This is a genomic window from Glycomyces sp. NPDC048151 (assembly GCF_043202775.1).
In the GTDB taxonomy this organism is placed as follows: domain Bacteria; phylum Actinomycetota; class Actinomycetes; order Mycobacteriales; family Micromonosporaceae; genus Glycomyces.
This window is the reverse complement of sequence record NZ_JBIDBB010000011.1, coordinates 218,409-230,781: the sequence shown is the minus strand read 5'-3', so window position 1 is coordinate 230,781 and position 12,373 is coordinate 218,409. Positions and strand designations below refer to the sequence as shown.

The 12,373-nt window shown below is 61.0% G+C and carries 8 protein-coding genes and 1 pseudogene; 4 read left to right on the top strand and 5 right to left on the bottom strand.

Annotated features, from left to right (window positions below; translation table 11 throughout):
* The 4 genes and pseudogenes from ACGGCP_RS24995 to ACGGCP_RS24980 form a co-directional block, all read left to right on the top strand.
* Nucleotides 1-805, top strand: a pseudogene (locus ACGGCP_RS24995) (hypothetical protein); the annotation flags it as partial.
* Nucleotides 802-1,329 carry a flavoprotein gene (locus ACGGCP_RS24990; RefSeq protein ID WP_392970756.1) on the top strand — a complete coding sequence of 176 codons (528 nt, stop codon included), beginning with the start codon at nt 802-804 and terminating at the stop codon, nt 1,327-1,329. The pseudogene ACGGCP_RS24995 and the gene ACGGCP_RS24990, both read left to right, overlap by 4 nt.
* A 35-nt stretch (nt 1,330-1,364) precedes the next feature.
* A complete protein-coding gene (locus tag ACGGCP_RS24985) occupies nt 1,365-1,466 on the top strand; it encodes a hypothetical protein (RefSeq protein ID WP_392970780.1) in 102 nt (33 codons plus the stop codon).
* Nucleotides 1,467-1,670: 204 nt separating this feature from the next.
* A complete protein-coding gene (locus tag ACGGCP_RS24980; protein ID WP_392970753.1) occupies nt 1,671-6,029 on the top strand; it encodes a hypothetical protein in 4,359 nt (1,452 codons plus the stop codon).
* 209 nt (nt 6,030-6,238) lie between these two features.
* Here the strand turns inward: ACGGCP_RS24980 and ACGGCP_RS24975 are convergent, their stop codons facing one another.
* The 5 genes from ACGGCP_RS24975 to ACGGCP_RS24955 all read right to left on the bottom strand — a co-directional run bounded on the left by ACGGCP_RS24975 (nt 6,239) and on the right by ACGGCP_RS24955 (nt 12,269).
* Complete coding sequence (locus ACGGCP_RS24975) at nt 6,239-7,132, bottom strand: hypothetical protein (protein ID WP_392970750.1); 894 nt, start codon at nt 7,130-7,132, stop codon at nt 6,239-6,241.
* 163 nt (nt 7,133-7,295) lie between these two features.
* The gene (locus tag ACGGCP_RS24970) at nt 7,296-8,387 is read right to left on the bottom strand and encodes a DUF222 domain-containing protein (protein WP_392970747.1); all 1,092 of its coding nucleotides are present in this window, start codon (nt 8,385-8,387) and stop codon (nt 7,296-7,298) included.
* A gap of 377 nt (nt 8,388-8,764) precedes the next feature.
* Complete coding sequence (locus tag ACGGCP_RS24965) at nt 8,765-10,351, bottom strand: cytochrome bc complex cytochrome b subunit (protein WP_392970744.1); 1,587 nt, start codon at nt 10,349-10,351, stop codon at nt 8,765-8,767.
* Nucleotides 10,348-11,463 carry a ubiquinol-cytochrome c reductase iron-sulfur subunit gene (locus ACGGCP_RS24960; protein WP_392970741.1) on the bottom strand — a complete coding sequence of 372 codons (1,116 nt, stop codon included), beginning with the start codon at nt 11,461-11,463 and terminating at the stop codon, nt 10,348-10,350. Before ACGGCP_RS24960 ends, ACGGCP_RS24965 begins: the two co-directional genes overlap by 4 nt.
* Nucleotides 11,460-12,269 (bottom strand): c-type cytochrome, encoded by an 810-nt coding sequence (locus tag ACGGCP_RS24955; RefSeq protein ID WP_392970738.1) that lies wholly within the window; start codon nt 12,267-12,269, stop codon nt 11,460-11,462. Before ACGGCP_RS24955 ends, ACGGCP_RS24960 begins: the two co-directional genes overlap by 4 nt.
* Between the last annotated feature and the right edge of the window lie 104 nt (nt 12,270-12,373).

Sequence of the window (12,373 nt, the reverse complement as noted above, 5' to 3'; positions counted from 1 at the left end):
AGGCGGGTACTTCCGGATAGGCATGCGAACCTTGTCCCCTTCTGGTTCATTCCAGAACCAAGATAAAACCTCTCCGGAAAAACGGGGGGAGCACACCATGAACGTCATGCGCTCCACCGGGCAGAGGGCCGACACCTACTTGGCAGGTGAGCGCGCCCGAGACGCCGCCGTTGAACTCGATGACCTCAGCCTCAAAGGCATCGCCGCATTCACTCGAGCCCACGCCGCACTGAGCTGCGGCAGCATGGAACGCGGTCACAAGTTCGCCGCCGCTGGCCTCCGCATCCTCGATGGCGGCCTGGCCGACCAACGGACCATGGCCGTAGCAGGCCAACTCCACCTGACCTCTGCAATGACGCTGTACGGGCTCAAACGCGAATCCGAAGCCGAAACACACCTGGCCGAAGCCGAAGACCTCGCCACCCGCACCGGCGACTGCGGCCAAGAACTCGGCTGGTTCGGGCCCACCAACCTCGCGTTCTGGATGCTCGCCATGGAAGTCGACCGCGACCCACGCCGGGCCATCACCATCGCGAACACCACCAACCCACGAGCAATCGACGCCCCCACCCGCCAGGCATCCTTCTATCTCGACGCCGCCCGGGCGTGTGCCCGGATCGGTTCGCGCGACTCCGACCGGGCCGCCATCCGCATGATCGCCTCCGCCGAGAACGTCGCCCCGCAACGCATCCGCTTCAACCCCCTCGCACGCGAAGTCCTCCGCATCGTCGTCCGCCGCACTAAAGAGAACGCCATCGACCCCCAACTCCGCGGCCTGTGCGAAAGAATCGGAGTCAAAGCATGAAGGTCGTCTACCTCATCATCTGCGGCGCCGGACCCGCCATGCGCGCCGTCAAGTTCGTCGAGGCCGCCCACGCCGCAGACTGGGACTGCCACGTCATCGCCACCCCCACCGGCGCCACCTTCGCCGACCTCGACGCGCTCGAAGCCACCTCAGGCCACCCCGTCACCACCGAACACCGCAAACCAGGAACACCCCGCCGCGACCGCCCCGACGCCGACGCCCTCGTCATCGCCCCAGCCACCGCAAACACCATCTGCAAACTCGCCGCAGGCATCGCCGACACCTACGCCCTCGACGTCGCCTCCGAACACATCGGCCTCGGCATCCCGACCCTGGTCGTGCCTTTCGCCAACTCCGCGCTCACCGGCAGGGCCCCATACCGGCGCGCAATCGCGTCATTGATCACGGAGGGTGCGACCTTCCTGGAGATGCCCAAGCACGATCCCCATTGCGGTGGTCCAATCGCTGAACGATTCCCCTGGAACGAGGCAATGGAGAAGGCCGCTAAGGTCGCCAATCCCTAACCTGGGTCGGTACCCGATCAGATCCCACTCCGGATCTGCCGGAGAAGAGCTGTCGGGAAGGCACGGTTGGCATCATCGTCGGCGTTTACAACGACCCACGATCATTCGAGGTGGAATTCGACGATGAAGATGAGTAGAGATAGCGCTCCTCGCGCTACAGCCCAAGCAAGTTTGCTCGAAGCGGAAGCCAAAATTACGGGCGGTTACCGAAGAGAGCGGCCGGATTACAGCGAGAACTGGCATCAGCTCTCGGCTGGCTGGGCCTAAGCCAGCCTTAACCGCGTCATGCGGGTGCTAGCCAGCGTTCAGCAGTGACACCCGTGGCAGGTTAGAATTGTGTGATGTCGCGCAAGCCACGCTCCCAAAACCGGCCAAAGCACGCAAGTCCTTATTCAACGGGCGGTGGCGGAACAGTCTTCGAACAGCAGTATGGTGCAATCGTCCTGAGTCACATGCTCACCGCAGAACCAATAGATGAGCTGGGCGGTGAGGTCGCGCCAGTTGAGGTGACATTCCAGGCTAAGGGATTGACTCCGGTGGATGACCTTCTAATCCGGGGATTGCTTCCAGACGGAACCTTCATGTCGGTCTCGATAGGTGTCCGAAGAAATCCAATATTCGTCCCCAGCGATGAATCAACCGTCAAATTGATTGGCACTTACCTTGAAGCCCTCAATCTGCATCAAGGAGAAATCGAAGACGGCAGGTGGATTCTCGCTCTAGTGGTCGCAAGTCCAAACTCTCAGGTCAAAGAGATTCGCGAGCTTGCGCGAATTGCACGAGATTCAAAGGATTGCACACAATTTCGCAACAAAATACTAAGTGGAGAAGCATCTAATCAAGGCGTTCGCGGCCGCCTGGTTCAATTTGAGAAGATTGTCGAAAAGGCACGAGCAGAAAATTCTTCATCCAAGCATCAACAAGAAACGCTCGAGCTCGCTTGGAAGTTGCTAGCAGCCCTGCGAGTGAGAGAACTACGAGCAGAGGGCGTAGATCAATCGGACCGCACTAATGCAGTCGCCCGGCTGCAGAACATTGTTAATGAAGGCACATCGACGCAAGCTGCCCAACTATACAGCAAACTGTATGAACTCGTTGGAAGGTACGCGCCCGCAGCAGCTACCAAGTCAACTGTTTCCATTAGAAGGGATCTAGTCGGATTCCCGTTTGCGGGCGAGGCGAGAGATGAGCCAATCGAATCGGATAACAGAACTTTCCTGTCATCGCAAGCTGCAGTCCGGTCCGACTATCAAGCCGTGGTGCGGCGAATAGCACCCGTATCACTCCGAGAGCGAGAAAGCGAACTTTCGGAGCTGAGGAACTTCTGCATCTCTGAGAATAATGAACGGTACTTTTGGTGGCGAGGACCCGCATGGGCAGGAAAGTCAGCACTCCTGGCGAGCTTCGTACTCAATCCGCCGCCTCGAATTCGAATTGTCTCATTCTTTGTTACGGCGCGTTCAGCGGGGCAATCCAACGTTAGTTCGTTTACAGAGGTAATTCTGGAACAAGTTCTTGAGCTTCTCGGTGAGCCGATGCCTGTACTGCTTACTGAAGCGACGCGTGAAGCTCACCTTGCGGGATCTCTTGAGAGAGCAGCGAAACTCTGCACAGAGCAAGGAGAGCGTTTGGTCTTGGTTGTGGATGGGCTCGATGAAGACACTGGCGTCACAGTTGGGCCTGACAACCATAGCATCGCCGCCGCGTTGCCAAATGATCCAGACGGGGAGATCAGAGTTGTTATCGCCAGTCGACCTAATCCTCCCATTCCAAGCGATGTGCCCGATGATCACCCAATTCGAATGCCCGAGATCCGTCACGATTTGCGTCCCTCTTCGTTTGCAGACGTGGTGAGACAGGACGCTGAACGCGAATTGAAGCGACTCTTCCACGGAAGTGAGATCGAACAGGATCTTCTCGGATTGCTAGTTGCCGCTGGGGGCGGCCTAACGGGCCGTGATCTCGCAGAACTTACGGATCTCTCCGAATGGGAGATCGAAGAACAGCTGAAGGCGGTTTCCAGCCGAACATTTACGAATCGGTCTGGGCGATGGCGCACGGCCGATACGGCCTATATCCTCTGTCATGAGGAAATCCAACGGCAGGCAGTAAAAATGCTTGGAAAAAACAGGCTTCAGAAGTACAGGAACCGCATTCATCATTGGGCATCAGATTATCATGCAAGGAAGTGGCCTAGTGATACTCCTGAGTACCTGTTTCGGGGTTATTTTAGCCTATTGCGGGAAAGTATGGATCTTGAGCGGCTATTCTCGTTTTCGATTGATCTAGAGCGTCATGAACGAATGCTTGACATCATCGGAGGAGACAGCGTTGCAATCAATGAGGTGCTTTCTACGCTAGAAATTCTCGTGCGGCGAGCTCCTTCAAACTTGGACCAATTCTGCAAACTCGCGGTACATAGAGTTTCGCTCATGGAGCGAAATAGCCATATTCCCACCTATCTTCCCGTTGTGTGGGCGCAGCTTGGAAGAGCTAATCGTGCCGAGGCTCTAGCGCGATCGATCATTAAGCCTAATCAACAAGTTCGAGCACTCGTTTCCATTGCGAGGGAACTGGCTTCCGTAGACGACAACCAAGCGGCGCGATCGGTTATTGATACTGCCTATCAAATTGCAACCTCCCTGATTGATGTTCCAGAAAAAGTTCGCGCTTTTGCGATGATAGCGCAGGCATCATTCCGTATCGGGGATTCGGACGGGGCCCACACGCTCCTTTCCGGCGCAGAGAGTCGTGCGAGATCAATACCTCGCAACCGTGAGAAATCCGTCACCCTTGCAGCGGTTGCACGCGCATATGCTGCGATTGGGAAATTTGATCACTCTCTTTCTATTGCGTCCTCTATCCCAGATAGAGGTGAGCAGGACAGTGCGGTCGCAGCTATCGCTGTTGAAATCTGCCTTAGCGGTGATTGGGAGCAGGCTCTTGAGATTTCAAAGGACATCAAATACTGGTCTACTCGCGCGCCCCTACTTTCAACTATCGGTCATGCAGCGCTGCAAAGGGGTGCAAGATCTAGGGGGCAGGCCATAGTAAGCTCGGCTCTCAATCTTGCAGGTCGGATTCGGGGGCCCGAGCGCCGAGGCTGGGCGTTCGCTTCTATTGCGCGCAATATTGCCGAAGCTGGCGATCGACGATCGTCTCATCGAATTTCACAAAAAGCTATGGCTGCTCTTGATGAAATTGACGGCGAGCATGCAAAGGCTGACAGTCTAATCGCTGTGGTGCGTTCCTTGATGGCTGCTGGTTCCGAGTCCGAGGCATTCGAGATTGCGCGAGGATTCAATAATCCTGCGCGGCAGGCTAAGGCGCTCGCGGTAATTGCATCCCTGCTGGCGTCTCGAGGAGAACGAGTGCGAGCAGAGGAGCTTGCGATAGAGTCCGAAGGAATCGCTCGACTAGCTAGTGACAGCAGCCGTAAGGATTCAGATCTTGCCAGCCTCGTTCAAGCGTTGGGTGCTGTGGGAGATTTTGAGCGCTCCGAGAAAGCGATCACATTGATCCACGAGGTGGCAAAACGCGATAAGTCACTTACGCTCCTTTCGGAAGCCATCGCTATGGTAGGAGATCTAGCGGAAGCTCGGCGCGTCGTCGCGAAGATCTCGACTCACTCGCGGCGCCTGAAGGCTCAAGCACGGATGGTTAGGGCAGTAGCAGCAGAACTTGATGGGACTGAACTTTCCGGCCTGCTTGAATCGATTTCCGATCCAGAGCTTCGTTCGAGTTTGAGGCGGTGGATTTCGAAGAATACTAGATCGCGGCTGTTTGAAGCGTCCCCCGACTCTGGTAGCGATGAGTCCGAATCTACTGGAATTAGTGAACCAGGTGACAATAAATTTGATTGGGATGATGTATCTAAATCTTCTTCGAGCAATGATCTCTATCGAATTTCTCGGGAACAGACTGAGCTTGCGATAGAGTTCTTCGAAGACGAGAATCTGGCGAGCGGCCTGGCTGCAATTGGGTCCATCGTGATTCCGGCGCTTCGCATCGATGCAATGCTTCGAATTTCAAATACTTATGATGAACGCGGCAATGCTTCGCTGGCTGAGACTCTTATTAATCAAGCGATTTACACTTGCGATTTGATTTCCAATCCGTTGGTCAAGGATCGGACTATTTCCAGGATAGCTAGGCAACTCGCAGGGAGAAATGATCTAGCTCGCGGAGAAGAACTCGCACAGAGGATTTCGAGCCCACCTGCCAGGCAAAAGTCATTGGCAAGTCTATCGGACATTGCCTCAAGGTCTGGTGATGTTGAAAATGCGGAGCGAATAGCACGTTCAATCCAAGATTCCTCGTTGAGAGAGAAGGCATTGGCAAATCTTGCTAAGAATTTGGCCGAACTGGCTCTCTTTGGCGACGCCAACCGAGTTGTGATATCAATTTCAGATTCACTTGTTAAATCGCTGGCTATGAGCTCTATCAGCGTCTCTTTGGCTAGCCATGGCCTGCGTGCACAATCGGAAGAGCTAGCGGCACAGATTTCTGATGTTTCTATTCGATCCCGCACCTTTGCATCGCTTGCATTTGCGGCCGATAGAAATCAGTCTGGATTTCTGATTGTGCAGGCCCTAAATAGTGGCCACTGGAGTCTGTGCCTGCCCGTGCTTGTCAAACTGGCACCTAGATCAGTCCCTGTTTTGGCTGATGAGTTTTTTCACACGATTGGGGTTTCTTAGGGCCGTTCGATAAATGCGAGCCCAAATAGGCGAGACTGAGCATGGCTTACGCGCCGGGCCGAGGAATCGCCACCGGGAGCGGATGAGCCATCCACGATGAGCGAGGTGGGGTGCTGAAAGGCGTACCCAGTATCTTCCAACAATCCGGCGCAGGGGCGATGCTGAACTGCTTGCTGAGGTAGGTCTCGGTGGTGTTCGGAGAGGGCGCGTTACATCGGGAGTGCGAAGGTGACATTGTCGTTGGCGTCGGTGCCAACGAGGTTGCCTCCGATGGGCCATGCGACCAGGATCTTGCGGGCGAGCATGATGGCGAACTTCGGTTCGCCCCCACCCTCAATGGTGACGCGCACGAGGGCGGCTTCGCCGCGCACTCCTGGTCCGGGGATTCGGGCGAGCCACATGCCGTCGGGAAGTCCGGTCATCGGCACTGGTTGGTGCCGCGGTGTCTCTATCGCGGTGAGGAGGACTTGCCGGATGGCTTCGGCCTCAGGAGTTTCCGGGATGGCCTGGACTATGAGGCATGCGCTGAGGTAGGCGCTCTTGATGGCGGCAAGATGTGATCGGTCCGGGTCCGGCGTAGTGAACTCGACGTTGACCTCCCCGCCGAGCCTAAGCATTTCGGGCACGGCCGGGTCGCATTGTTCGCCTTCGAATAAGAGCACGGGCTGACCCTCGTGGGTCTCGAGGATCTGGATTCTGGGTCCTCGACGCTGGCCCTGAATCTTGTTATGAGTGAAGCGGGTGGGCAGGCGATCATGCACCCAGTCGGCGAAGTCAGCTTCGAGCCTGCTGCCGGCCAGGCTGTTGCAGCGCTCGCAGGTTCGTGTCAGAACGGTGCCGCCGACAGATTCGGGTGGGATGTGCTCGCGCCGACGAGGGTTGAGGGCGAGGCAGAGCGGGCACCGATCGAACTCCAGCGGTTGGGCGATGGCGACGAACTCGGCGTCGAACCGTTCGCCGCCTGGCAGCACCAGACGTCGTACCGCATGGGTGGTGCCATCGGGCGCAGTGAATTCCGTGAGCCAGGGAGAGCGATCAGCGGTGCCAGGCTGCTCCGGGTCAGGAACTTCGTCGGGAGCGTCTTCCGGAGTATCGATGGTCATGCGCTGAGTCTGGCGTAGCGGTACGACATTCGACTCTTTTGAAGCTGAATCCTGCGTATCGGCGCGCGAAGTTCCGCACGCCTGCCCGCCGGGCATTGAAATCGGGCAATATCGCCCATGATATGCTATTGACCTGCGGAAACGTAGTTAGTGAAACCGTCTCCTACGGGCACCCTCCCGGTTGCTCAAGCTCCAGCTTCCTCCGCAGCGACGTGTTGGGCAGGCGCATGGCCCGGCCCAGTTCGACCGCTTCACCGGTGGCGTAGTTGAACACCGAAGGGATCACGCCCGCCTCGCAGGCGAGGAGACGGGCACGCGCCACCGAGATCGGCTGGCCTTCGAGGAGCGGCAGCCGGCCGGTGTCCTTGCCCTGCAACGTCTCGACGTCCACCACCAGGTCCAAGGTGGCGGTGTGCCCGTGGCGGGTCGCGGCCTGCGGGGAAGACCCGTACCCGGCCAGGAGCTGGTGGAAGGCTTCGGCGTGCCGGTTCGCCTGGGCAGGAAGCAGACCCTCGGCGTCACCCGCAGCGCTGTCACTGTCGGCTTCGCGGTCTTCCTTCCTCGGGGGCGGGCAGGCGGTCTTCAGGTACTTGTCCAGCAGCCGCCCGGTCGCCTCCGACAGGGTGCCCTCCAGGCCCCACATGCCGTTGCCCTGCAAGGTGAGTTCGAGGCGCTGCAGGGACTGCTCGCCCAGTTCGTCGAACAGTTCAACCTCTTCGGCGATCGAAGCCCACAGCTCGTCGAGGTGGCGGCGCAGCTCCTTGAACGAGGCGTGGGCGCAGTACTGGGCCACCATCGCCTCGGGTGTCGCGCAGGACACCTGGGGGTCGAAGGGGGAGGGGACCGGGGTGCGGAAGGGGGTGCGGGCGAACAGGCGCATCGCCGGGGTCTGGTCGAGCTGGCGGACCGCGTAGGCGACCTGGTCGATCCTCGCCGCCCCTGTCGTCGCCGCCTCGGCCAGGAGACGGAACTTCCCTGAGAGACGGGCGATGGCCGCGATCGATCCTGCCGTGGCATAGGTGAAGTCGAACTGGGAGAGCAACAGATCCCGCAGCGCCGAGAACCCGAACTCCGAACGGTGCAGACCCGCTTCCTTCATCGCGATCACCGAAGCGAGCACCTGAGCGTACTGGGCGTTGATGAGCGCGGCCGCCTCGTCGAGGGCCGAGCGGATCGCAGCAGCCCGGGAGGGCCGGTCCGAAACCAGGGAAGGAGAGGCGGCCTTGGCAGTGGGGGTGGTGTCGCAGTGGGCCATGGGGTTCGCCTCCTTGCCTGTTCTCGAATGATCTGGCTGTTTTCGCTTGCTTGTTCGTACCTCAATCATGACATGGGAAGCGTAGTGGTGTCATCACTCAAACGGGTGATTGTTCCATTGAGGATGATCGATGTCCCGACCGCCTTCGCCGAAACCGCCTGGGGCGCAACACCAACCAAAATCGAGACGGCGCTCCGCGCCGCAAGGGACGCGCTGCCACTCGGCCACCCGACACACCCTCAACGGCAATCACCCTTCTGTCGCTGCCCGCCTGAACCTTGAACACCAAAGTGCCGAAGGTGCCGCGCAGCGACCAGCCGCTACGTACGCGAAGCGGGGCCGCACCTTCCGGTGCGGCCCCGCTTCCCTTGTCTCGCTTAGTGATTGCCCGACTCGATCTCGTCGCGCCGCTCGGCGCGGCCGTCCTCGGACGGCTCCTCGATCGACTTGAAGAAGCCCTTGTCGGCAGGCGGCAGCGCGCCGATGCGGTTCATCTTCTTCGGGACCACCCAGCCGTTGTACTCCAGCTCGGTGTGGCCGTGCTCGTCCGGCTCGGCCAGCGGCTGGTGCACCTCGTAGAAGCGGCCGTTCGGGTCGCGCATGAGGATGCCCGTCTCCAGGCCGTGCGCCAGGACCTCGCGGTCGTGCTGCTGCAGGCCCAGGCAGATCCGGTACGTCACGTAGTACGCGACGATCGGCAGGACCACCAGGCCGATGCGGCCCGCCCAGGTCATGGCGTTCAGGCTGATGTCGAACTTCTCGGCGAACACGTCGTTGCCGCCGGAGATCACGCCGATGATCCAGAAGACCACGACCATGACGCCCAGGCTGGTGCGGCCCGCGTTGTCACGCGGACGCTGCAGCAGGTTGTGGTGCCCGCGGTCCTTCGTGAAGCGCCGCTCCAGCGCCGGGTACAGCAGCGGCAGCATCACCGACAGGCCCATGCCCACGATGCCGGGCCAGAACACCGGCGGCAGCGTGAAGTACGGCGGGATGCGCAGCTCCCACGCGGGGAACAGGCGGATCAGGCCGTCGAGGTACATGACGTAGAAGTCGGGCTGCGAGGCCGAGGAGACCACCGAGACCTCGTACGGGCCGAACAGCCAGATCGGGTTGATCTGGAACAGGCCCGCCATCGCCCCGAGGACGCCCCAGATGAACAGCATGAAGCCGACCTGCTTCATGACGTAGTTCGGGAACATCCGGAAGCCGACCACGTTGTGCTCGGTACGCCCCGGTCCAGGCCACTGCGTGTGCTTCTGCGCGAACACGAGCCCGATGTGGACCGTGATGAGCGCCAGGATGAGCAGCGGGAACACGAACACGTGGATGATGTAGAGCATCGAGATCACGCTCGTGCCCGGGAACTGGCCGCCGAACAGCGCGGCCGAGGCCCACGGGCCGATGAACGGGATCGACTCGGTCATGCCCTCCATGATGCGAAGGCCGGTGCCCGAGAGGCCGTCGTCCGGCAGCGAGTAGCCGAAGAAGCCCTCGAAGAAGCCGAGCCAGAACAGCACGATGCCGATCATCCAGTTCGTCTCGCGCGGCGCGCGGAACGCGCCGGTGAAGAAGATCCGGAGCATGTGGACCAGGATCGAGGCCATGAACAGCAGCGTCGACCAGTGGTGCATCTGGCGCATGAACAGGCCGCCGCGCACCTCGAACGAGAGGTCCAGCGCCGAGTGGTACGCCTGCGACATCTCGATGCCCTGCAGCGGCACGTACACGCCGTTGTAGGTCACCTCGACCATCGAGGGCTCGAAGAACAGCGCCAGGAACGTGCCCGAGAGCAGCAGCAGGATGAACGAGAACAGCGCGATCTCGCCCAGGAGGAAGGACCAGTGGTCAGGGAAGACCTTGTTGAACAGGATCCGGGCCGGGCCCGCGAGCTTGAAGCGGTCGTCGAGCTCACCGCCTGCCTTGGTCAGCAGGCTGTCGCTCGTGCCTTTGCGGCGTTTCACTTCTCATCCTCCTCGGGGAGGGACGGGCGGTTCCAGAACGCCGGCCCCGGGGGCACCAGGAAGTCCGACTTCGCGATGAAGATGCCCTCTTCGTCGACGGTGAACGGCAGCATCGGCAGGTGCCGCGTGGCCGGGCCGAAGACGGGAGCGGCGTTGTCGATGACGTTGAACTGCGACTGGTGGCACGGGCACAGCAGGCGCTGGCTCTGCTGCTCGTAGAGGCTCGTCGGGCAGCCGACGTGGGTGCAGATCTTCGAGTAGGCGACGAAGTTGCCCCACAGGGCCTCGGCGTCCTGGTACATCGGGTACAGGTTCTTCCGCAGCGTCGCCGCGTCGGACTCCCGCAGGTGGATGAGCAGGACGGGCGAGGTCGGGAACTGGTTGGTCGCGCCGTGCGGCAGGGCCGGGTAGACGGTGATCTGACCGCCGACCGAGACCATGTCCGGCCGGACCAGGGCGCCGTCCTTCATCATGAAGCGGACCGGCTCGCCGTCGTTGTACTTCTCGGCGTTCCAGCCGGTGACGGTGAGCATGTCGCCCGGGTCCTTGATGAGCGCGCCCAGCGGGGCGATCGCGGCCAGGCCGAGCGGCGCGGCGCCCAGGAGGGCGGCCTTCACCAGGAACGGACGGCGCTTGATCCCGAGGTCCTCGACCATGTTGTCGACGGTGGCCTCGGCGATCTTGCGGTCGTCCGAGGAGGACCCACCGTCGTGGCGGTCCTGGACGAGCTCCTCGACGGGGAGGAGCTTCTTCGCCCAGGTGAGCACGCCGACGGCGAAGCACAGGAGCGCGAGGCCGAGCGTGGTGCCCAGGACCGGCGTGTACCAGGTCTGGAGGTCGCGCCAGGTGGCCGCGCCTTCATACTCCCAGGGCCACCAGATGTAGGCCGCCACGAACGCGGTCGCGAAGAGGCCGGAGAACAGGAACAGGCCGCCGACGATGCGCTCCATGCGCTTCTCGGCCTTCGTCCCCGGCTTCGCGAAGCGCGGTTCGTAGTGAATGATCTCGATGTCGTCGCGACGCAGGCCCTCTTTGTAGACCTCGAAGCGGCTGAGCTTCGGGTTGCTCAGGTCCACCGGTTCGGGCGGGTTGCTGTCGTTGTGGGCACTCACGATTTACCTGCAATCCAGAGCGTGGTCAGCAGGAGCGCGGTCATGCCGACCAGGAAGATGGCCAGTCCTTCGGTGGCCGGTCCGAAACGGCCGAGAGTGAAGACGCCGCCCGGGTCCCGGTCTTCGTTCACGAGGTACTGGACGTAGGCGATGAGCTCGGCCTTCTGTTCGGGCGTGAGCTCGTTGTCGGCGAAGACCGGCATGTTCTGCGGGCCGGTGAGCATCGCCTGGTAGATCTCGTCGTTGGTGACGCCCTCGAGCGAAGGCGCGTGCGCGCCCGAGGAGAGGGCGCCGCCGCCGCCGGCGTAGCCGTGGCAGGAGGAGCAGTTGACGCGGTACAGGTCGCCGCCCGCGGCCACGTCGGCCTCTTCGACCATCGCGTCGAGGTCGTCGGGCATGCCCGCGCCGCCGCCGAGGTACTCGATGTAGGCGCCGAGCCACTCGGCCTCTTCTTCGGTGAAGACCGGGTAGTTCGTGCTGGGGGCCTGCGCGCCCTGCGCGGCCATCGGCATGCGGCCGGTGTTCACCTGGAACTCGACGGCGGCGGAGCCGACGCCGATGAGGCTCGGTCCGCGGCCCTCGACGCCTTCGCCGTTATCGCCGTGGCAGGAGATGCAGCTGGTGTCGTAGAGCTCCTGGCCCTTGACGGCCTCGGAGTCGATCGCGTTGGACTCGGCCTCCTGGGCGTACAGGCTCGGGGAGAACGCCGAGTAGAGCCCTCCGACGATGACCAGTGCGCCGGTGAACCTGGCCAGCGCGCCGAGGCGCTTGCGCCAGCCTCGCCGGCGTTTTCCTGATGCAGCCACGGTTGTTGCCTCACCTTTTATCTAGCTCTCGGACCGGGCCGGGCCCCTGTGAGGTCCCGGTTCGGCCGGCGGCCGCCTCCGGGCGGCGGCCGTCGCATTTCTCG

What these genes read in the sequence shown, in the direction of transcription:
- ACGGCP_RS24970 (WP_392970747.1), bottom strand. Translation starts at nt 8,387, where the DNA reads ATGGCCCACTGCGACACCACCCCCACTGCCAAGGCCGCCTCTCCTTCC.
- ACGGCP_RS24980 (WP_392970753.1), top strand. Translation starts at nt 1,671, where the DNA reads ATGTCGCGCAAGCCACGCTCCCAAAACCGGCCAAAGCACGCAAGTCCT.
- ACGGCP_RS24975 (WP_392970750.1), bottom strand. Translation starts at nt 7,132, where the DNA reads ATGACCATCGATACTCCGGAAGACGCTCCCGACGAAGTTCCTGACCCG.
- ACGGCP_RS24990 (WP_392970756.1), top strand. Translation starts at nt 802, where the DNA reads ATGAAGGTCGTCTACCTCATCATCTGCGGCGCCGGACCCGCCATGCGC.